Origin of the sequence: Anabaena sp. WA102 (assembly GCF_001277295.1) — a bacterium.
Taxonomy (GTDB): domain Bacteria; phylum Cyanobacteriota; class Cyanobacteriia; order Cyanobacteriales; family Nostocaceae; genus Dolichospermum; species Dolichospermum heterosporum.
In genome coordinates, this window is record NZ_CP011456.1 from 647,205 (window position 1) to 670,170 (window position 22,966).

Annotated in this window: 17 protein-coding genes; 8 read left to right on the plus strand and 9 right to left on the minus strand. The window is 37.6% G+C overall.

Annotation, left to right across the window (positions count from 1 at the left end; genetic code table 11):
- Positions 1–334: 334 nt before the first annotated feature.
- Positions 335–1,465 (plus strand): DUF262 domain-containing protein, encoded by a 1,131-nt coding sequence (locus tag AA650_RS02605; RefSeq protein ID WP_053537850.1) that lies wholly within the window; start codon positions 335–337, stop codon positions 1,463–1,465.
- The gene (locus tag AA650_RS02610; protein ID WP_053537851.1) at positions 1,462–2,484 is read left to right on the plus strand and encodes an AAA family ATPase; all 1,023 of its coding nucleotides are present in this window, start codon (positions 1,462–1,464) and stop codon (positions 2,482–2,484) included. The genes AA650_RS02605 and AA650_RS02610 overlap by 4 nt, the downstream gene beginning before the upstream one ends.
- A 323-nt stretch (positions 2,485–2,807) precedes the next feature.
- Here AA650_RS02610 and AA650_RS02615 read toward each other — a convergent pair whose 3' ends face one another.
- The 3 genes from AA650_RS02615 to AA650_RS02625 all read right to left on the minus strand — a co-directional run bounded on the left by AA650_RS02615 (position 2,808) and on the right by AA650_RS02625 (position 7,361).
- Positions 2,808–3,701, minus strand: a complete 894-nt coding sequence (locus tag AA650_RS02615; RefSeq protein ID WP_053537852.1) for an alpha/beta fold hydrolase — start codon at positions 3,699–3,701, stop codon at positions 2,808–2,810.
- 290 nt (positions 3,702–3,991) lie between these two features.
- Positions 3,992–5,863, minus strand: coding sequence for a tetratricopeptide repeat protein (locus AA650_RS02620; RefSeq protein ID WP_081424118.1), 1,872 nt, complete (start codon positions 5,861–5,863; stop codon positions 3,992–3,994).
- Positions 5,864–6,029: 166 nt separating this feature from the next.
- Positions 6,030–7,361 (minus strand): P-loop NTPase fold protein, encoded by a 1,332-nt coding sequence (locus AA650_RS02625; RefSeq protein ID WP_053537853.1) that lies wholly within the window; start codon positions 7,359–7,361, stop codon positions 6,030–6,032.
- A 139-nt stretch (positions 7,362–7,500) separates the two neighbouring features.
- On the opposite strand from AA650_RS02625, the gene AA650_RS02630 reads away from it, so the two are divergent.
- The gene (locus AA650_RS02630; RefSeq protein ID WP_053537854.1) at positions 7,501–8,301 is read left to right on the plus strand and encodes a DUF4058 family protein; all 801 of its coding nucleotides are present in this window, start codon (positions 7,501–7,503) and stop codon (positions 8,299–8,301) included.
- Between the two features lie 86 nt (positions 8,302–8,387).
- On the opposite strand, the gene AA650_RS02635 is transcribed toward AA650_RS02630, so the two are convergent.
- Complete coding sequence (locus AA650_RS02635; RefSeq protein WP_053537855.1) at positions 8,388–10,931, minus strand: DNA gyrase/topoisomerase IV subunit A; 2,544 nt, start codon at positions 10,929–10,931, stop codon at positions 8,388–8,390.
- Positions 10,932–11,149: 218 nt separating this feature from the next.
- Between AA650_RS02635 and AA650_RS02640 the strand changes: the two genes are divergently transcribed.
- Positions 11,150–11,548, plus strand: a complete 399-nt coding sequence (locus tag AA650_RS02640) for a response regulator (RefSeq protein WP_053537856.1) — start codon at positions 11,150–11,152, stop codon at positions 11,546–11,548.
- Positions 11,549–11,705: 157 nt separating this feature from the next.
- On the opposite strand, the gene AA650_RS02645 is transcribed toward AA650_RS02640, so the two are convergent.
- From AA650_RS02645 to AA650_RS02655, 3 genes are all read right to left on the minus strand, one after another.
- Positions 11,706–12,566, minus strand: a complete 861-nt coding sequence (locus tag AA650_RS02645) for a tetratricopeptide repeat protein (RefSeq protein WP_053537857.1) — start codon at positions 12,564–12,566, stop codon at positions 11,706–11,708.
- Between the two features lie 142 nt (positions 12,567–12,708).
- The gene (locus AA650_RS02650) at positions 12,709–14,145 is read right to left on the minus strand and encodes a sensor histidine kinase (protein ID WP_053541162.1); all 1,437 of its coding nucleotides are present in this window, start codon (positions 14,143–14,145) and stop codon (positions 12,709–12,711) included.
- A 171-nt stretch (positions 14,146–14,316) separates the two neighbouring features.
- Positions 14,317–14,529, minus strand: coding sequence for a hypothetical protein (locus AA650_RS02655; protein WP_053537858.1), 213 nt, complete (start codon positions 14,527–14,529; stop codon positions 14,317–14,319).
- Between the two features lie 1,135 nt (positions 14,530–15,664).
- On the opposite strand from AA650_RS02655, the gene ppk1 reads away from it, so the two are divergent.
- Together ppk1 and AA650_RS02665 are read left to right on the plus strand one after the other, a co-directional pair.
- A complete protein-coding gene (gene ppk1, locus AA650_RS02660; protein WP_053537859.1) occupies positions 15,665–17,830 on the plus strand; it encodes a polyphosphate kinase 1 in 2,166 nt (721 codons plus the stop codon).
- Positions 17,831–18,297: 467 nt separating this feature from the next.
- Entirely contained in the window at positions 18,298–18,732 is a 435-nt protein-coding gene (locus tag AA650_RS02665) for a response regulator (protein ID WP_053537860.1), read from the plus strand.
- Between the two features lie 624 nt (positions 18,733–19,356).
- On the opposite strand, the gene AA650_RS02675 is transcribed toward AA650_RS02665, so the two are convergent.
- Complete coding sequence (locus tag AA650_RS02675; protein WP_027403802.1) at positions 19,357–19,539, minus strand: hypothetical protein; 183 nt, start codon at positions 19,537–19,539, stop codon at positions 19,357–19,359.
- A gap of 137 nt (positions 19,540–19,676) precedes the next feature.
- On the opposite strand from AA650_RS02675, the gene AA650_RS02680 reads away from it, so the two are divergent.
- Both AA650_RS02680 and AA650_RS02685 read left to right on the plus strand, forming a co-directional pair.
- On the plus strand, positions 19,677–20,225 hold the full coding sequence (locus tag AA650_RS02680) for a DUF2854 domain-containing protein (protein ID WP_053537862.1): 549 nt from the start codon (positions 19,677–19,679) through the stop codon (positions 20,223–20,225).
- A 248-nt stretch (positions 20,226–20,473) separates the two neighbouring features.
- Positions 20,474–22,204, plus strand: coding sequence for a bifunctional serine/threonine-protein kinase/formylglycine-generating enzyme family protein (locus AA650_RS02685; RefSeq protein ID WP_053537863.1), 1,731 nt, complete (start codon positions 20,474–20,476; stop codon positions 22,202–22,204).
- Positions 22,205–22,300: 96 nt separating this feature from the next.
- Here AA650_RS02685 and AA650_RS02690 read toward each other — a convergent pair whose 3' ends face one another.
- Positions 22,301–22,870, minus strand: coding sequence for a Uma2 family endonuclease (locus tag AA650_RS02690; protein ID WP_053541163.1), 570 nt, complete (start codon positions 22,868–22,870; stop codon positions 22,301–22,303).
- Positions 22,871–22,966 lie beyond the last annotated feature (96 nt).

A 22,966-nucleotide genomic window follows, 5' to 3' on the forward strand; every position in this document is an offset into this window, starting at 1 on the left:
TAAAGTATCAATCATCTTAATTTTCTAACCAGGATATCACTTTATATTTTCTTGATTTAGTAGATAATTAGAAAAAATCTTGCTGAGGATAGAGTTATGGTTTCACAAATCGCCGCACCAGCCCAGCTAGAGGTCATTTACTCAGATTGTGACGGACAACTGGTGGCAAATAACACAATTCAGTTTCCTATTCTTGTAGAAATTCAGCAAAACTGAGATTATCTGTTTGCTAATGCTCCAAATATATTTGTAGATGGAGATTTATTTTGGTATCCCGTCGAGGGCAAAAATACATTAGTAGAGGAAGTACAAGCAATAATTTAAGAATATAATTATGACAGAAACAAACTATTTGCAACAAAATAATATTAATTCAGAATATGAGGAAGATATAGATATTGAAGAGGAAGAAGAACCAACGCTTTCTCAAGGATTTGATCCGACTTGCATTAGTATGGGAACTAATATCATGACCGTACAGCAAATTCTGGACAGATTAAATAATCATCGCATGATCGCACCTGAATTTCAACGAAAAGAAGGTATTTGGACTAAAACTGCAAAAAGTCGGTTAATTGAATCTCTTTTATTGCAAATTCCTTTACCTGCTTTTTATATTGATGCAACTAATGATGATCAATGGTTAGTCATAGATGGAATCCAAAGAATAACAACATTTAAGGAATTTGTCACTGATCAAAGTTTTAATCTGAATGGATTAGATTTTTTCACTGATTTACATGGTAAAAAATATCAGGAACTTACACCTCGTTGGAAAAGAAGAATTAAAGAAACAAAACTAACAGTATATTTACTTTTAAGAGGAACATCACCCGAAATTACTTTTAATATATTTAAACGGATTAATCAAGGAGGAACTGCACTTTCTGCTCAAGAAATGCGTTATGCTAAAAACTCTTCAAATAAAATCACAAATTTATTAAAAGAACTTTCTGAATCTCCAGAATTTAAAAAAACAACAGATAAGGGAATTAAAGATAAAAGGATGATTGACCAAGAATGTATTTTAAAAGTTTTATCTTTAATGACGAGTAATATAGATAACCTGGATTTTAAAGATTATGATTATTTTTTAGATAAAAAAATGACTGAAATGAATCAAATGGATGATTCTGAAATAGAGAAAATTAAACAAAGATTTTTGTTAATCATGAATCTTGCTGATGATTTATTTGAGGAACAAGCATTTAGGAAACCAAGAAAAAAACCAAGATATCCTATTAATAAAGCACTACTGGAAGCATGGTCAATTAACCTGGCTAAATTAAATGATCAGGAAATCAATATTCTTAAACAAAGAAAAGAAGATTTACTTAAAGTTTTATTAAAAGAACAAGAAAATGGTAAGTTTGATAGTATCTTATATAAAAGTGCTGGAGATGCTAACATCGTCAAAGAGCGATTTAAGCATATTCAAGGAATTATTCAAAGTATATTGTCATGATTAAAAAATTACATTTAAAAAACTTTAAAGCATTTGCAGATGAAAATTTTGATTTTAAACCTCTTACCTTAATTTCTGGTTTAAATAGTACAGGTAAATCTTCTGTAATTCAACCATTGATTTTATTACGTTATGCTTATAGAACAGATTATTTACCTAATAATGGGCTAAAACTTGATAATGAAATAGCGTATATAGGTACTGGTGAAGATGCTATATATGAAAATGCTGACGAAGAATTAATTAGCTTTGGTATTGTTTGGGAAAATGATCAACAAACAATCTGGAATTTTGATTATGATTCTCCTAGTAGTAATGTGCTACCGATTGCATTAATAGGTAATGATTCTACAATTAATCAATTTAATTTATTTAATGATAATTTTCACTATTTAGGTGCAGAAAGAATTACACCAGAGGAATCTTATCCTTTGTCTGAAAATGATGTTGTTAAACATAGACAAATAGGTAAAAAAGGAGAATATACAGCACATTTTTTATATGAATTTGGTAATCAAGATATTCCCATTAGTGAATTAAGTCATCCTTGCAGTAAATCTCAAAGTTTAAAAGATCAAGTTGATGCTTGGATGGGAGAAATTAGTCCCAATATTAATATTAACATAAGACAAGTTGCCAATGCAATGACAATAAAATATTCTTTTGGAGTTAGTAAAGTTGGAGTTAGTAAAGAATATTCTCCTTTTAATGTAGGTTTTGGTGTCACTTATTCTTTACCCATTCTAACAGCAATTCTTTCCTCTAAACCAGGAACAATGATAATTATTGAGAATCCTGAATCTCATCTTCACCCTCAAGGACAATCACAACTAGGTCAATTATTAGCTTTAGCAGCAAATTATGGGATTCAGATAATTCTTGAAAGTCATAGTGATCATATTTTAAATGGTATAAGAATTGCTGTTCATGGTGGTAAAATTAAGCCAGAAGATGTACAATTACACTTTTTTGAAATACAAAGTCAAATGAATGAAATTAAAATTCTAACGGAGAAGTAAGATTATTTAGTTTGCATATTCGCATGACTCCGGGTGCATGGAGATTGTATTTTTATCCTTTAAAACCAACTGAAATTATGATTGGCTATATTGGTATTAAAATTCAATAAGAGACTTCCAAGAAATAAATTATCCCAAGAAACGAACCACAGAGGCACAGAGTACACAGAGAGAGAATTTTTGCATCAGTTTTGGGACATTTTTTTATTTGGAAGTCTCTAAATAGACTTATATCCATAATATCCAATGTTTTATTCCACTATTTACTGGAGTTACATGAGATTTATAGCCTAATTATTGAACTTCTGCTGTTTAAGAAATCACTAATTATCAATTACCTGTCCTAACCAATCAATAATTTCACTATTCACAATATCTGGAACTTCATCATGGGGACAATGGCCAGCGCCGGGAATAGGAACAACTTTAATATTTTGACCATTTTCTCGCGCTGCTTCATAGATATTTGCGCCGGTAATTGGTGTCCAAGGATCTTCTGCACCCCAAATTACTAATAACGGAAATTCCAACTTCGGTAATAATTCCTCTGGACTAGGACCGGGAGGTGCGGTGAGAATAGAAGCAAAAACTTCTTGCGCTCCTGGGTCACAAGATGGGTTATAAAGTAAATCTACAAGTTCATCTGTCACCGCAGTGCGATCGCTATATACTTGATATAAAGTCCGGCGAATTTGCGATTTTTGACGAATACGGTTAAAAACGAATTTACCTGTAACTGGGTTAGCCACTAATTTGTTAAAAGTTGCCATTACAACTCGCAAAACTGGATTTAATTCATGGGGACGGTGACTCAAACCACCAGCAGAGTTAATTAAGACCCCTCCAGCCGCAATTTCTGGGTATTCTGTTAAAACAATTAAACTTAAAAGAGCGCCAATAGAATTACCAATAAATATTGCTGGTGTTTGAATATGTGCATTGCAAAAATCTTTTAATAATTCTGCCCACACATTCATGCTATAATCTATAATAGCTTTATCAGAACCACCAAATCCCAACAAATCTAAGGCAAACACCTGATAACCAGCATTAGCCAAAACCGGGATATTTTTGCGCCAATGACCAATGGACGCACCAAAACCGTGAATTAGTACCAAAGGCTGTCCTGTACCCATTACAGTATATTGAATTTGGTAATCTCTCCAAATCCAAACCCGTTTTTCTAAAATTTGTAAATGCTCAGTTGTAGTTGTCATTTTTCTATCAAATTTCAATTAATAAAAATATACAGCATATTGCCAGAGTTTATAGAAATATCCGGTAAACGTAAAACTCAGCGGCTTTAGCGGTGAGATAAGTAATTGGACAAAAATATTTACAGTCATTGCGAGCGAAGGGAAGCAATCACAACCCTTGCGATTGCTTCATTTCACTTTGTTTCATATGGCTAACGCCACGCAACGCTTACGCAATGACATTGTGTAATTAATTCTGTCTCACTACTTATGGTTAGAACGAAATAGCCCTGGGGAAAGTAGAGATTATTTTAAAGTAAAGCTTGAAAACGTTCATCTTCCCGAATAGCATCAAAATCTGAATTATTTTTTGCCCATTCTCTAACTTCTTCAGGATGCAAATTGATTGCTGTTTGCAGATTTTCAATTGCTTGTTCAATATTACCTTGCAAGGCATAACCACAAGCTTTATTGTACCAAGCTTCGTGAAAATCAGGTTTAAATTCCACAGCTTTGTCGTAGGAAGATATGGCTTCTTCATACCTGCCTAATTTACGTAGGGAAATGCCCCGGTTGTTCCAAGCTTGGTGATAATCAGGTTTAAATTCCACAGCTTTGTCGTAGGAAGATATGGCTTCTTCATACCTGCCTAAATTACCTAGGGAAATGCCCCGGTTGTTCCAAGCTTCGTGAAAATCAGGTTTAAATTCCACAGCTTTGTCGTAGGAAGATATGGCTTCTTCATACCTGCCTAAATTACCTAGGGAAATGCCCCGGTTGTTCCAAGCTTCGTGTTTATCAGGTTTAAATTCCACAGCTTTGTCGTAGGAAGATATGGCTTCTTCATACCTGCCTAAATTACCTAGGGAAATGCCCCGGTTGTTCCAAGCTTCGTGTTTATCAGGTTTAAATTCCACAGCTTTGTCGTAGGAAGATATGGCTTCTTCATACCTGCCTAAATTACCTAGGGAATAGCCCCGGTTGTTCCAAGCTTGGTGATCATCAGGTTTAAATTCCACAACTTTGTCGAAGGAAGATATGGCTTCTTCATACCTGCCTAAATTACCTAGGGAAATGCCCCGGTTGTTCCAAGCTTCGTGTTTATCAGGTTTAAATTCCACAGCTTTGTCGTAGGAAGATATGGCTTCTTCATACCTGCCTAAATTACCTAGGGAATAGCCCCGGTTGTACCAAGCTTCGTGATAATCAGGTTTAAATTCCACAGCTTTGTCGAAGGAAGATATGGCTTCTTCATACCTGCCTAAATTACCTAGGGAATAGCCCCGGTTGTTCCAAGCTTGGTGATCATCAGGTTTAAATTCCACAACTTTGTCGAAGGAAGATATGGCTTCTTCATACCTGCCTAAATTAGCTAGGGAAATGCCCCGGTTGTTCCAAGCTTCGTAGTAATCAGGTTTAAATTCCACAGCTTTGTCGTAGGAAGATATGGCTTCTTCATAATTTTTTCTAACTCTTTGCAAATAACCTAATTCAAAAAATAATTCAGCTTTTTGTTCATTATTTATTTCATGTTCAATAATATCTATAATTTCTAAGATTTTCTGATTTGTTTCTTCATTGGTTAAATTTGCATATTTCTCATAAGTTCCTTCCTGAATAATCCTTGTAGCTTCTTGTTCTAGAGTTTTTGAATCTAAAGGAAAATCAAATAACCCAGAACGCCAATCAAAGAAATCGGGGGCGCGGTGAATAAAATATTTAATAGCAAACTGTCGTAATAGGAAAACAAAACAAATATTAAAACTATCTCTAAACCGTTCTCGCTGTTGGTTGATGTTAATTAAAATCGGTGGTACACCTTCCCAACTATAATGATGAGTTTCTCGACTAGTCCAACCTACTAAAGTTTTGGCTTCTTCGTATTTATATAATGAAGACTCTAAGCCTGTAATAAATAATATATTGATATTGTTTTTGTTAGGTAATTTATTAACTATTTCATATAAATTAGTCACATCTTTATCTAATTTGATCACTTCTATATTTTGATCATGAATATCTGCTTTCACTTGACTAATTAATTGTTCACCTCCGGCCGGAGAACAACGCACAAATAATATACTAAAGCCGTCTGTAAACTGAAGTGTACGAATAAAGGCTTGATATTCTTCATCTTTTTCTATTGGTAAATCTTGATCCCAATCACTGAGTTTAAGAGGCATAATTTTAGAGGATTTTTTAATAAAATTGTTATTAATATTACGACTTTAAAAACCTAACCCCTAACCCCTTCCCTACAAGGGAAGGGGAACAAAAATAGAAAATTCACAGCATCTAAACTTTTTCCTGTCCCCTCTCCTAAGAGGAGAGGGTTAGGGAGAGGTCTAACTATCCAGGATATAATTGATTATAGGCATCCTGAAATGTTTTTATTCCTTTAATTAGAGGATGAATATCATACCAAACGTTACTTCCTCCATCTGATTCGAGATAACGATATTCTAAAATACAACGATTAAATAATAAACCCCGATGTAGCTGATCATTAACTATTTCTTTGGAATAATGAACATTTGCCAGAGCTTCCCATTCATTCGCATAAATGGTATCTTTATATGTCTTTCGCAATTCGCTAAATGAACGCTGCAAGGCTTTGTCAGTAATAGGTAGAGAGGTTGTATATTTGAGTGCTTCCTTCATTAATAATAATAAATTCCGCGCATGACCGCCACTCATTAAACATAACATCTCTAAAGATGATCTGCTTTCAAAGAAATCAACAATAGATTTACTAGCATCTACTGTATTTAGTCGTTTTTGGAGAATTTCAATAACTTTATCAAGTCCTGGTTGGAAAGGCTCATTTTCAGGAGTTCTTACCATAATCATCGGTAAAACTTGGGGAAGTCCATAAATCTCTGTTAATGATGCTGCGCGGTCAGAATAAAGTAAAGAAATTGGTATGGTATAAACTAAATGACAATCTAAATCTTTCAGTTGTTCATTACGGTCTATAAAAATTTCGTCATGATTGCTGCGGTTATCTGCTTTAGTTACAGGGACAATTCTATCTAGGTTATCAGCAATTAAGACTAACTCATGATATTGGGAAGGTAGATTTTTTTTAGCATCTTGAATAAATTGATTTAATGCCTTAGTTAAAGTGGTAGTATGGGGATTAATTAAATCACGAATTTTTCGGCGTTCACTGGGTTCACTTCGGATTTTAGTCGTAATTTTGGCAAATTGTGAAACCTGTGCTTCAATTGATAATTCATCTATAGAAATCTTTGTTTGTAATAAATCTTTTAGATCTTCACATCGTTCTTTTAACCAATTCAATACAGCTTGAGAATCTGTTCTATCTTTAAATGCTGTTAAAATATTGCGAGTGCAAGCTAAAAGAATATCTGTATATTGAACATCCTCTGGATCAATATCTGCTTCATCTGCCGCAAAGTAGACGACAAAAAAACCCTTTTCATCTAAATCTTTTTGTAGTCGTAGTAATTCTGTAGATTTACCTGCACCACGATGACCTGCATACAGTTGACAGGTTTTTCTGTCAGAATATAATATCTCTCTCCCTACCGCTTCCAATATATCCCCATCCCCCCGCACATCCGTACAATCCACATAAGCAGGATCTCCAGCAGGTAAAGGTCGGAATGGGTCAAAAGCGTTATACAACTGTTTTAAGAAGGCAAAATTTGAGGTCATAGTCGTAAATTTCAGCATCTAGAGTTATATTAACGCAAAAACACTGAGATTTATATTTTTATTTGAATACTTACCAGCATCCAGAGCAAAACCTGCATAAATGCTATACTAAACGAGTAACTCTTAGAGTGATAAATTTATGAGTTCACCATTTCCAGGGATGAATCCCTACTTAGAAAATCCTGATTTATGGTCAGAAGTACATCATAGATTAATTACAGCGATCGCTATTGCTATCTCTCCTACTTTGCGTCCTCAATATCGAGTAGCTATAGAAAAACGTACCTATAGACTTGATACTGAAGACTCTTTATTAATTGGTATTCCTGATGTAGCAATTTTATCAGTTAAACAAGCACAAAAACCAAATATTCATAAAACTGCAATAGCGACTTTACCCACAGAAACAGAGAATAGGGCGATTACTGTAACCTTACCATTACCTTTAGAAATTAAAGAAGGATATTTAGAAATTAGAGAAGTTTCTACAGGTAAGGTAGTAACTATAATTGAGATACTTTCTCCCACTAATAAAAAAACTAAAGAAGGTAGAAAATCCTATTTAGATAAACGGGAGAAAATATTGCAAAGTGATACTAACTTAGTAGAAATTGACTTAATTAGAACTGGGGAAAAAATGCCCATTGTCACCAAGATTTCTGATACAGATTATCGCATTTTAATTGTGAGATCCTATCGGTTTCCATCGGCTCAATTATTTGCATTTTCCGTCAAACAAACTATACCTAATTTTCCCATACCTCTACAAAAAGGAGAGGAGGAAATAGAGTTAAATTTACAGAATTTGTTCTTAGAAATATATGAACAAGCTGCATTTGATTTAACTTTAGATTATCATATTCCTCCTGTACCAGACTTGTTAGCGGAAGATAGAGAATGGATGGATATATTATTAAAAGAACAAGGAAGAAGAGAGTAAATAAAAATTATTACTGACATTGCCGTTAAAATGATTGATTTGGTCTTAAAAATCCCCGTATCTAGAGACCGGGGACTGTCAAAACCCTACTCTACTTCCACCACACTAATAATCCTCTCATCCCTATTGAGTTGACAAATACTTTCACCCTTACTATCTTTGTTGAGATTAGGAACTGCATCTATTGATACGCGGATAACTCGCTCCTTATTTGTCAATAATGCGACCTCCGAACCTGGCTTTGCTGCTACCATAGCCGCTAAATTGTCGGTTTTATTATTAAACTTCAAAAGTTGTATTCCTAAATCCCCCCGATTCGCCGCCCTCAACTGATTTGCAGCCATAATTTTGCCATATCCTTCCTCAGTCACCAACAATAATTGATGATGTTTACTGACATTGACACAACCAACCATTTGCTGATTTTTCAAAAGGCGGAAAGCTTGTAACCCCATTGCAGCCCGACCCATAATCGGTAGTTGTTCATCATTAACGGGAAACCTGAGTAGACGACCGCTAGAACTCGCTAAAGTTAGATGTTCTCCGCTGCTGAGGAATTGGGTAAACGCTAATTCATCATTATCTTTAAGCTTCAAAATTGTAATTCCGCGCCGTGAGAGATTCACAAATTCTGATAAAGATAGGCGTTTAATCCGTCCTTCCTTCGTTAACAGAACCATTTCCAACGTTTCGGGTTTTTCTGGCAGCAAGAACCGAGTAATGATAGCTTCCGTGTTACCTTGGGCGGTACTGGTAAGCATCGTAATCAATGGCGTTCCTCGCGCTGAACTTGTAGTGAGCGAAGTCGAACTACGTCCAGTAGTTAGGGGAATATCTCCCACCGTAATCGGGTAAACTTTACCACCGCTGGTGAGGATTAACAGGTCTTTGTGAGTATTAGTTAATTCAGTTTGGATCAGGAAATCATGATCTAGCAAGCCATTTTCCCCTTTTGTTTTTTTACTGTTGGGGGAAATTCGCCGGACATAACCTCGTTGGGTAACTTCTAAAATGGTTTCTTCTGGGGGTTGTTCCGGTTTAGGAGTGGGGATTTTTGCTGGAGAATTTTCTGCTGCGGCTACTGCTGCTGGTTTAGCTTTACCTTTCTCTTCGGAAACTGGTTTTTCTGTAGTGTGAACTATTTTCGTCCGTCGAGGATCATTATATTTCCGTTTGAGAGTTCGCAAATCTTTTTTCAGGGCTTTGAGTAATTCCCGTCTGTCTGCCAGTAATGTTCGCAATACGCTAATTTCCTGGTTAAGTTGGTCAAATTCCTGTTGTAAGTTTTGCTGTTCTAAACCAGTGAGACGACGTAATGGCATAGACAAAATAGCATCTGCTTGTACCTCCGTTAAATCTAGCTGGCTACAAAGTGTCATCTTGGCTGTACTGCCATCGGGGGCTTGTCGTAATATAGCGATAACATCATCTAGATTTGCTAAAGCTTTTAACAATCCTGCCAGGATATTTACCCGATTTTCCGCTTTTTCTAATTCGTAACTGTAGCGACGGTTGAGGGTATGTTCTCGAAACTTGAGAAATTCCTGTAATAGTTGCCGTAATGTTAGTTGGCGGGGTTGTCCGTCAACTATAGCTAAGAGAATCGCGCCAAAGGTGGTTTGTAAAGCTGTTTGGTGATACAAGTGCTGGAGCAATTCTTGGGGGTTGGTATCGCGTTTGAGTTCAATAACTACGCGCATTCCCTCCCTGTCACTCTCATCTCGAATGTCAGAAATTCCGTGTAACCGACCTTGATTGACTAAATCGGCGATTTTTTCAATCCAACCAGCCTTATTAACTTGAAAGGGCAGTTCAGTGACTATTAATGCTGTCCGGCGTTTAGTTCCCCTGGTGGCGGGAATTTCTTCCATTGTGACGATACCGCGCATGACAATACCACCTTTACCGGTGGTATAGGCTTCTTTAATGCCACCATGATCAACAATTTCCCCACCAGTAGGAAAGTCTGGACCGGGAATTAATTGAAATAATTTTTCATCTGTTAAATCTGGGTTGTCAATTAAGGCGATTAAGCCATCAACGATTTCTCCCAAGTTGTGGGGGGGAATATTTGTAGCCATACCGACAGCAATTCCCGCACAACCATTCAGTAACAAAAATGGTAATTGAGCGGGGAGTACGGTTGGTTCTTGTTGAGAATTGTCGAAATTGCCAGTAAACTCCACTGTCTCTTCGGCAATTTCCGCCAGCATTCCTTCATGTCCCACAGGTGCAAGACGGGTTTCTGTGTAACGCATGGCTGCTGGTGGATCATTATCCACGCTACCAAAGTTACCATGTCCACCGAGTAGGGGATAACGGCTGGAAAAGTTTTGGACTAACCGAACTAATGCATCATAAACTGATTGATCGCCGTGAGGATGATATTTACCGAGAACATCTCCCACCACACGGGCGCATTTTCGATAAGGTCGATCTGGTGTTAAACCCAATTCGTGCATGGCATATAAGATGCGCCTATGTACTGGTTTTAATCCATCTCGAACATCTGGTAAGGCTCGCCCCACAATCACACTCATGGCATATTCTAGGTATGACCGTTGCATTTCGGTGTGCAGGGCGGTGGTGATGACCTGTCCCTTGGAGAGAAGGTTTAACTGTTTTGCCATGAGGTTTTTCCCTGAATTTTCACTACACAACAGCCGCTAGAAGATAACACGCTCTAAAATTACAGCATAACGGATGATCAAATAGAAATACTCACATAATCTTGATACTCATGATGAGAAAAAGCAGTAGTATTATTTTTGATGTGATCTATGCTTATGGATTATTAAAAATACAATAGATTTTGATCAGATGTTAGCCCTATTTAGTATGAAATCTTATGAAAACTGTTCTAATTGTTGAAGATGATTTAATTAATGCTCGTGTTTTTTCTAAAATACTGAGTAAACGTGGGGGGGTGGAGGTAAAACATACAGAAGATGTAGATGAGGTGATGAAAATAGCTCAATCCCATGAAATTGACCTGATTTTGATGGATGTGTCCCTATCACATAGTGTATACCAAGGTAAGTCTGTTGATGGCATCAAAATTACACAAATGTTAAAGTCTAACCCACTAACAGCTAACTTACCAGTGATTTTAGTAACAGCACACGCGATGGAAGGCGATCGGGAGAATTTTTTGAACCAAAGTGGTGCTGATGGTTATATTTCTAAGCCTGTAGTCGATCACCAACTGTTTATTGACCAAATTATGGCTCTTTTACCACAAGGATAGTTGTTCGTTGTCAGTTGTCAGTTGTCAGTTGTCATCAGTAAAACTCCTCCCCCTACTCCCCCTACTCCCCCCACTCCCCCACTCCCCCACTCCCCCCACTCCCCCCACTCCCCCACTCCCCCACTCCCCCACTCCCCCCACTCCCCCCACTCCCCTATTAGGGTATTTCCTCCTTTGGCTGTGACGCTGATTTAATTTCTGGTATTTCTAAGAATTTTTTGGTGTCTGCAAGTAGGCGATCGCCCCATAGGTTTTCTTTGAGAAAATCTAAATTGGCATAACGGGAATCTATGCGGAGTGCGGATACTCCCATTTCTAAACTTTTTTGTTTATCGCCCTGATTATAGGATGCTACGGCTAAAGCGAGTAAAGGTTCTGCGGCTTTTTTGTCAATATTAACTGCTGTTTGCCATTGCTGAATTGCGCCCGGAATGTCGCCTTGCTCGTATTTGATTAAACCAATATTGTTAATTGCTGGCCAAAACTTTTTATCTTGGTTAACTGCTAAATTAAATTGAGCGATCGCATCTGGGAATTTCTGTAACATAAGGTAGGCATTACCCAAATCAAACAAACCCCCGGAATAATTGGGTTTTAATTTCAAACCCGCTTGATAATGGCTAATAGCTCCTTGGTAATCTTTTTTTTGAAATTTGGCTGAACCCAATGCAAACAGCACTTCAGGATTTTTAGGATTGAGGGTTTGGGCTTTGTTCAAGGAGATGACAGCTTGATCAAGATCTCGATTTTGTAAATGTAAACTTCCCAGTAACCACCATATTTTGTCATTCTGTGGGGCTAATTTCGCCGCCAATTGCGCTCTAACTAAAGCTGTTTCAACTTGCTGAAACTGAGCTAATTGAGCCGCTTCCTGGGCTAAATTCAAGCCCTGTTTCTCTAACTGAGCATTATCAACTTGCACTGTATGCGGAATGAATGCCTGAGCATGGGCAGCTTTTGGCAAACTCCATAAACTGATTGCCACTAAAAGCGAAATTAACCGAATATATTTTGGCACACTACCACCTTCTAGTCCGAATATTGGAATCTTATCGCTAACGCTTTCGCTTAAGATAGCTTAACAAAATCAGATAGGATGGTCATTAGTCATTAGTCAGTGGTCATTGGTCATTGGGTAATTTTATTCTTCCTCCTAACTCCTAACTCCTAACTCCTAACTCCTGAACTCCTGACTCCTGGGACAAAATTGGCAGAATAACGGTGAAAGTAGTACCTTCGCCCAGATTGCTAGTTACTTGAATTTGTCCTTGATGATGCTCGATAATGGCTTGAGCGATCGCTAATCCTAATCCTGAACCAGTAGTTGTGGCTGTAGCGGTTTTCCCACCTCTATGAGTTCGTGCTGGATCAACTCGATAAAAGCGGTCAAATAATTTTGGTAGCGCGTCCGCAGGAATACCAGTGCCAGTATCACTAACTTTTATTTGTAAATGAGAATTAGTGTAACGCCTTCCTGTAACTCGATTTATCCCCTCTATTCTTTCTAACTCCACTTTTATGACTCCTTGAGGTGGAGTATACTGCAAAGCATTACCAATCAAATTTGTAAATAACCTGACTAATTGCTCCCAATTCCCCCTGAGAGTAAACCAATTTTCTAGTAATTCGGGATTAACTTTTGTCAACGCAGAATCAACTAAATTTAAAACCAGATTAATTTGTTTTTCTCTAGCTACCAGTTGTTGTTCTTCTACAACTTCCATTAATAAAGCATCAAGAGGACAAGATGAAAATAAATCCGTGCTAATACCACTATCTTGTCTAGCCAAAAATAGCAAATCGTTAACTAACTTCCCCAATCTTTGAGTAAGTCGTTCTACTACCTTTAATTGTTGTTTATATTCAACCGTATTTTTTTCTTCTTCCCCTGCATCCAAATCAGCCAAAGCAATTTGAACATTAGTTTGAATTAAAGCAATCGGACTTCTTAATTCATGAGAAGCATCAGCAGTAAATTGTTTTAGGCGTTGATAAGATTCTCGCACAGGTTCCATCGCCTTACCCGATAAAAACCAACCACTAGCCGCCACTGACAATAGCATTAAACTAATACCTAAAGCCAAATCAAAAATTAATTCCCGGCTAGGTTTCGTCACCTCAAACCAAGGATGACTAACTCGTAAATATCCTAAAACTTGTCTTCCTTTTTCTATCCTTTTCGTAACTTGTCTAAATAACTGTGCAGATTCTCCCCATCCTCCCATGCCCTCTATTCGCACAGTTTCACCTGTATGATGAGTATGAATAGGAATATCTAATATTTCCGAAAAAGTTGACCATAATAATTCACCATTAGAACTAAACCACTCTAAATCAATCCGATCATCTTCGGCACTTTCAGCATTATTAGGAAAACTAGCTTCTACATTTATTCGCAGTTGATTTGGGTGAAAATTTATCGGTTCAATTACCAAAGAGCGCTCGACAACTTCCACCACATGATATAGTGTATCGTCAATGCGCTCAACCAATGTACTACGAACATATAAATATACTCCACTAGCAAATAATAATAGTAAAATTGCCGTTATAGCCGTGTACCAAATTGCCAACCGGCGACGAGTAGCTTGAAACAGATAAATAGACATAAAATGAATAAATTGATAACCTGTCACTTCGTTCTCTTGTATGGTTGCCAGCCTCGCTAAAATTTGCTTTCCTTCCTGCCCATTACGCCGGATAAAGCTGAGGTTATCTGCTTGCAGCAGTGCTTCGCTATCGGTGTCAAGAATATACATGAGATTAAGCTATTCAGCAGAGTTACGCCATTCTTTCCCTAACTTAACTACTTCCTCAAAGTGAGGATCGTTTTCAAAGCTACCAGCAATTTTCAGCCACCAAGGAGTTTTGTTAGGAACTAATACAGATAGCATTTGTCTCATTTGTGCTAATTCTGTTTCTAAGGTTGCAACTCGTGACTCAAGTTGTTGAGATTGATCTTCAATTTGTTGGGAGATCATATACAGCAGTTGCAGGTTGAATGCAATACAATTAAGGGCGCAGACCCTGCGCCCCTACAGGATTGGCGATGAAACTTTGTACCTCATAACAGCAGGAAGTGCTGTAAATTTTTAGCAAGATAGTGTTATACGGCTATTTTAACAATATCTCTAAGATCGGCAATTCTTCCACTCAATATAGTAAGTAGTGATACAGAATTAATTACACAATGTCATTGCGTAAGCGTTGCGTGGCGTTAGCCATATGGAACGAAGTGAAATGAAGCAATTCCAAGGGTTGTGATTGCTTCCCTTCGCTCGCAATGACTGTAAATATTTTTGTCCAATTACTTATGAGCCTAAGTACCTCCGGTGAGTGAGTACGCGAGTTCACTACAGAAAAATTGGAAACTCAGTTATTTATTATACTAAAAACGGTTGAGACATGGACTTTTGTAAAATCACGAAAACCACAGATTTGTAGTGGTTTAGCACTGCTCATTGGTGTCAACTTAGGCTACAAATAGCTTATTTGTTTAGCATCCAAACCCGCCCGGAACTTAAGTTCCGGTCTAATAGCCAAAGTAAACTGAAGTTTACTAAAGAATTTAAAAATTTTTACGGTTATTTAGTCATCTTGAGATGACTTTTGCTATTAGACTGGGAATTAATTCCCAGTTGGGTTGTCGGTTTTGCGTTAAGTTGACACCTATGATCACTGCTAAACCCAAAGAACCTCATTCTCTGGAGGATAGTCGTCTTTGCAAAAATCACGAGAACGCATCTTCAAGGGTTTTCGGCATCTACTTTATAAAATAAGCTGAATAAGTAGTCGGACAAAATTAAATTCACTCGTTGAGAGAGGGAACAGGGAACAGGGAACAGAAAAATCAATTGTGTAATTAATTCTGTCCCATTACTTATGATTTCATAATTCCCATCCTTGCTTGATGTTATTCAATCAGTCACTCGGTTTTGATTAAAACACTGAAACTGAGAAATTTTATCTAAAAATAATTATTTTTTTATACATAAGAATATCAAATTGCCAACTTAATCAGGTTTCTAGATCAAGAAGTGTAAAAATCTATGCAGTAGCAATTAAGATATTGATATTCACGCTCTATAGACGATGTCTACCTACCTCTAGGTGATTATGGCGAAACCAAAAAAAAATTCTGCTTCCATGAATTTGAGTGATCCACAATACTACATCAACCGTGAGTTAAGTTGGCTAGAATTTAATAATCGGGTCTTACATGAGGCTTGTGATCCCAGAACTCCTCTGTTGGAAAGGCTGAAATTTTTAGCCATTTTTAGTTCCAATTTGGATGAGTTCTTTATGGTACGAGTGGCAGGTTTAAAGCAACAGGTAGAAGCCACTGTTAATTTATTAACTCCTGATGGCCGGACACCACAGAAACAACTAGATGATATTCGTTTGCATTTGAATCCCCAACTCAAAAAGCACAATGCGGAATTTGAGGAAGTGCTGCGACCACTGTTAGTCCAGCAGGGAATCTATATTCTGGATTACATAGAATTGAATCCCAAACAGCGAAGTTATCTAGATAACTATTTTGAAGAGCAGATTTTTCCAGTTCTGACTCCTCTTGCTGTTGATCCTAGTCATCCCTTTCCTCACATTTCTAATCTCAGTTTAAATCTAGCAGTGGTGGTCAAAAATCCTGATACAGAAGAGGAGTTTTTTGCCAGAGTTAAAGTTCCTCAAGTCTTACCAAGATTTTTGCCATTACCCCCAGAGTTGAGAGTTCAAGACAATGGGAAAATTGCTAACTGGTCAGGGATTCCCTTAGAACAAGCGATCGCTCATAACCTAGAATCTCTCTTTCCCGGCATGAGTATCCAAGAATATCACCCATTCCGCATTACCCGCGACGCTGATCTAGAATTAGAGGAAGATGAAGCCGACGACCTGTTATTAGCCATTGAACAGGAACTTCGCAAACGCCGCATGGGGGGGAATACCGTCAGGTTAGAAATTCGCTCCCAAACCCCTGCATCAGTGCGTTCCCGTCTCTTAGAAGATTTACGACTCACCAACAGCGACATTTATGAAGTTGATGGTCTGTTGGCACTGCGGGATTTAATGTACTTTCTGGCACTACCACTACCAGAACTTAAAGATCTCCCCCGTCAATCCGTCGTTCCTTCCCGCTTACAACGGCTCAGAGAACCCTGTATTGATACTGACGTTCTTGAACAAGAAGAAGGAAAAGACTTCTTTTCCATAATTCGAGAAAAAGATTTGCTAGTTCATCATCCCTATCAATCTTTCTCCGGGACAGTAGTGCGCTTTATTACTAGTGCCGCCCATGATCCCAACGTCCTAGCCATCAAAATGACTCTCTACCGGACTTCTGGAGACTCACCCATAGTTAATGCTTTAATTGCAGCAGCAGAAAATGGTAAACAAGTTTCCGTATTAGTCGAATTAAAAGCCCGGTTTGATGAAGAGAATAACATTTATTGGGCAAGACGTTTAGAAAGAGTTGGTGTTCATGTTGTCTATGGTTTAGTCGGTTTGAAAACCCATAGCAAAATCGTCTTGGTAGTGCGACGAGAAAAAGACAGAATGCGCCGTTATGTACACATTGGGACTGGGAATTACAACCCCAAAACCGCACGACTCTATACAGATTTAGGCTTATTTAGTTGTCGAGAAGAATTAGGCGCAGATTTAACAGATGTGTTTAACTTCTTAACAGGCTACTCTCGCCAAAAATCCTATCGAGAAATTATGGTAGCACCTGTGAATATGCGCGATCGCTTTCTCGAATTAATTAAACGCGAAATTGACAATGTGCAAAACGGATTTTCCGGTCGCATAGTCGCCAAAATGAACGCCCTAGTTGACCCACAAATAATTTCTGCCCTGTACGAAGCATCCCGCGCTGGGGTTCAAATTGACCTAATTATTCGGGGAATATGTTGTTTGCGTCCCGGACTACCAAATCTCAGCGACAACATTCGCGTTATCAGCATTATTGGCCGCTTTTTAGAACACTCCCGCATATATTACTTCTACAATCATAACCAAGAAGAAATATATATCGGCAGCGCAGATTGGATGCGGCGTAATTTAGATCGTCGCGTCGAAGTTATTACCCCCATCAAAGACCAAGAAATTGCCAAAGATTTACAAGAAATCTTAGGGATTATGTTAGCAGATAATCGTCATGCCTGGGAATTACAACCTGATGGCAATTATACCCAAAGATGCCCAGGTGATAACTGTCCAGAAGCCAATTCTCAAAAAACAATTATGTCTATGGCTTTACGTTCCGCCGGCATAAATTAGACTCTCATTAGTTGCAGCAAAAGTGAATCATCACCTCAAATTCTCATAGCGTAAGCATGGCTTAAGCATATCTGAATTTACATACCCTTTTGTCAATTCTTCATCTATCCCATGACTTAAGTAGGTTGGCGTTGAAAATTGTCGTTATAGCAAGGCAAGAGGCAAGAGTAAAGAAGTTTTCAGTGATTCTACGTTTCTTTACACAGTTTGGTTTTATTGTGTTCACCTACTTACGTCACACTGCGCTATCACAAAAAGACCTTTTTAGTAAACCCCAAATAACATATTTTAAACATAATGTCCGATCATCCTATGCCAGTTTCCTAATCGGTGCATCTACTACATCAGTGTTATGCAAAATTTGCATAAAATTCACCTTTTAGCCCCCAAAATTCACTCATCAGACAGAGTAAATTTAGAACTCGCATTCATAAACTATAGTCATACATATTTATTATTTTTTGGGAATGTTAATGTTGTCCAAAGAGCCTTCTAAATTGCGCCTTCTTGTAGTTGATGATCATGAACTCACTCGTTTAAGTCTGTACCTAATTTTTTCTACTCAAGAAAATATTCAAGTTGTTGGTTTAGCTAGTAATGGTCAAGAAGCTATAGACATGGTTAAATGCCATCAACCTCATGTGATCATTCTCGATTTACAAATGCCGATTATGGATGGTTGGTCAGCATCTAATTACATTAAAGCTATATCTCCAAATACTCAAATTTTGGCTTATTCCTCAATAGATGAATCATATTTTCATAACTATAAAATTAAATATCAATTTGATAAAGTTTGCACAAAAGATATTCCCACAAAAGAACTCATTACCTTAGTCAGAAAATTAGGCAACAAACTTGGGTATTCTTCATTTTTTGAAGAAAGATTGCACTCTGCTTAATCTTCCTTGTAGATTGGGTTAAGAGGATGTTTTAAAAGTTTTTAATGTATTAATAAACCCCTCTGCAAACCTCTTTAGTAGTCTGTCAACCCGAAAATGACGGGTGAAGGCAAGCAGGGGGAGAAGAGAGGCACCGAGGGCAAGGGAGGGAAGAACAGAAGTTTTTTCCAATCATTAAGTAATTGGACAAAAATATTTACAGTCATTGCGAGCGAAGGGAAGCAATCACAACCCTTGGAATTGCTTCATTTCACTTCGTTCCATATGGCTAACGCCACGCCACGCTAACGCAATGACATTGTGTAATTAATTCTGTCTCACTACTTACCCGTCAAAATAAATTTGACCAACTACTAGTAGATTCTGACCATGAAAAATTCAGAAAGTAGGGGCGCAGGGTCTGCGCCCAGAAACGATTCATTAATAACAGCATGAAATTTAGGCGTTGCTGATTAAGAGTATGATTTTATTTCACGCAGAGGCGCAGAGTCTCAGAGAGTAAGAGTTTCATTTTTTTGATTTTCCAATTTCATACCTCAATTCAGCAACGCCCAATTTGTCAAAGGTATTGTAATTATCAATTACCTTTTTTCCTGCCTAAATTGACATAACTAACAACTTAGGTTAATTATTTCTCGTTTCAGGAATAGTCCGTTTAAACTCATCAAGTAAATCATCTAATTCTTCCAAAGCTTGATTCACATCAACTCTTAAAGTTCCTAGATTGGGTTGTTCCAATAAACTCAGCAACCGCTCACGTTTATCTTGAACAGTGCTAATTCGGTCTTTAATTGTCTGAATATCCATTTTTTTGCTTCCTATTTTGAAACACTTCAAATCTAAAGTTAACGCAAAAAGTAAAAATCTCCATATCCCCTTTCCCAATTTGTCACCAATCAGCGATGATAATAAAAGATGAAAATAAATTATACTAATCTCAAATTATGCTCGGCAGAATTTCTTTAGGAACACTTGGCTTAACAATAGGTACTATACTCACCATAACAGGTTTTGTTGCCTACTTTGTAGATAATGCCACCCTCAATCTAGTGGGATTTTTCTATGGATTTCCCCTATTACTGGGAGGTTTAGCCCTAAAAGCCAATGAACTTAAACCTGTACCTTTCAGCCAAACTAGCACACCATCCATCCTAGAACTCAGAAAGCAACAAGCAACAGTTACACAGACCAAAATCCGCAAAGACATCACCCGCAACTGTTATGGGCAAAAAGCTCATTTAGATGTAGCCCTAGCCTATCTAGGTTTAAGTCCCACCGATGACGCAAGACCAATAGTAACAGGTTTACGAGAAACCGAAATCAATGGCGCTTATACCTTAATTCTAGAATTTGATTCACCACTAATCACCTTTGATACCTGGCAGCAAAAGCAGGAAAAAATGACTAAGTATTTTGGACCAGATGTAGAAGTGAGCATGAAACAGCCCAGAGAGGACTACATTGAACTAACTTTGATGAAAACTTTAACCTAAAAACGTTGGGACTTCGACTTTTTCTCGTTCCCATACTCTGTATGGGAATGAATTCTAGAAGGCTCTGGCTTCAATGATAGCAGAGGCAGAGCCTCTGTGAGGACATTCCCAGTCGGAGACTGGGAACGAGATATGGTAAAGATTTGAGCTTAATAATTTATTCTCTGGTGTGTTTAAACTTAAATCTAGCTACTGGTAGAACTATCTTAGTATAGTATAAGCATCCCTAGAAATACCCACCATCTACCATGAGCCAATGCCTTAACCCCGCCTGTATTTACCCAAATCCCCAAGGTACTAACTTTTGTCAAGAATGCGGCGATAAAATCCTTTTAGATGATCGTTATCGTCCCATTAAATTTCTCGGAGAAGGTGGTTTTGGCAGAACATTTCAAGCAGTAGATGAAAAAAGATTAAATACACCCTGCGTTATCAAACAATTCTTACCCCAACAAACAGGAAGCGCCGCATTACAAAAAGCGACTGAATTATTTCAACAAGAAGCCCAAAGACTGCAAGAACTAGGAAAACATCCCCAAATTCCAGATTTAGAAGCCTTCTTTTCTCAAGATGATAGACTTTATTTAGTCCAAGATTTTATTGATGGTCAAAACCTATTAGAAGAATTTCAAAATCAAGGCACATTAAACGAACCGCAAATCAGAAATATCTTAATAGAATTATTACCTGTTTTACAATTTATCCATGATAACAAAGTCATTCATCGAGACATCAAACCAGAAAATATTATCAGAAGCAAAAAGGGTAAATTATTCCTCATTGATTTTGGCGTTTCCAAAGAAACAAGCGGCAGTATTTTAACTAGAATTGGAACTACAGTAGGTACTCCTGGATATGCACCTCCAGAACAGTTGCGGGGTACGGCTTACCATAATAGTGATCTCTATAGTTTAGCTGTTACCTGTGTGAGATTATTGACGGGACATTTTCAAAAGTCCGATGGTTCAGATCAATTGTTTGATACTAACAGAATGCAGTGGACATGGCGAAAATATGTGTCTTTAAGTCAGGAATTAATAGATGTATTAGAAACAATGTTACAGGATATTCCTGCTAATCGTTATCAATCAGCCACAGAAGTTTTAGCAGCATTAGCAAATCAAAAAACAATAGTTATTCCCATTTCACAACCACAAGGTTCTAATAATCTATTCAAACAAATTTTTCAGTTTATTTCTCCACCAACAAATACCAGCTTAAATATCAATCCTCAATCATCATTTACTGAAGACTTAGGAAAGGGTATTAAATTAGAAATGATAGCCATACCCGGAGGAACTTTTCTCATGGGTTCACCGGACAATGAAGCAGAAAGAGATAGTGATGAAAGTCCTCAACATCAAGTCACAGTTCCCAGCTTCTTTATGGGCAAATATAAATTAACACAGGCACAATATCAAGCTATCATAGGTAATAATCCCTCTTACTTCAAAGGCAATAACCGCCCAGTTGCAAATGTCAGTTGGGATGAGGCAGTTACATTCTGTCAAAAGTTAACTCAAAAGACACAGAAAAACTACAGATTGCCCAGTGAAGCAGAATGGGAGTATGCTTGTAGAGGCGGGAAAAAAACGCCATTTTCATTTGGTGACAACATCACCACAGATTTAGTTAATTATGATGGCAATGATCCCTACAATTCCGCGCCAAAAGGCAAATATCGAGAACAAACCACAGATGTAGGAACTTTTCCCCCTAACGCTTTTGGATTGTACGATATGCACGAGAATTTCTGGGAGTGGTGCGAAGATGACTGGCATTATAACTATATGGATTTGCCTATAGATGGTAGTGCTTGGAAGAGTCGAAGCGGTAGCAGCGAAAAGCTTCTTCGTGGCGGCAGTTATCGGGACTACACTGCTATGTTCTGGCCGCAGGGGGATCGCGGTAGGACTTCGCGTTATGATCGTGACCACCGCTACGGTTTCCGGGTCGTGTTCTGTTCCAGAACTTTGTAGTTGTAGCCCTTTATACTCTTATTCTTTTACCCTCTGCCCTTCTTTTTCTTTTCCCTTCTTAACGGTGAATTATCAGGTTATTATTCCTGATTCAGATTACCCAAAAACAACACCGCGATAAATTTCCGATATCGGTAAATCAACCCCAACAGACTCCAAAGAAATGGATTTTTCTACATCATTAAAATCACTCAATAACCAACCTTGAGACTGTTTACTATATTTTTCTATAAAAATTTCATCTTGTTCAACTAATAAATATTCACAAAAACTGCTAATTGAACGATACATCCGAAACTTGCTTTGTCTGTCATAATCAGCGGTTGAAGGTGATAATACTTCTACAATTAAAATAGGATTTAAAACTTCATCATTGCGGTTATCATTTAGTTGGGGTTCATCTGCAAAAACCATGACATCTGGATATACTCCGCGTTTATATTCAGGAATCCATAACCTCAAATCACTATTAATTGGCTCACATTTACTATCACGCAAAATAAACTTGAGAAATGCAAAAATATTGCCACCTATACGACTATGATTGAGTGATCCTCCCGACATTGGCACAATTTCTCCATCACGATATTCACTGCGTTCTTCAGCTTTTTCTTCAATGGCGCGATATTCATCTAAACTATAACGGCGCTCAATAGTAGTAATCATCATCTTGTAACCAATTACATTGAAGTAATCATGATTCTAGCAAAATTGGATATATTGTTGAATCATTGACATTATTATCAATAATATTGAACAATT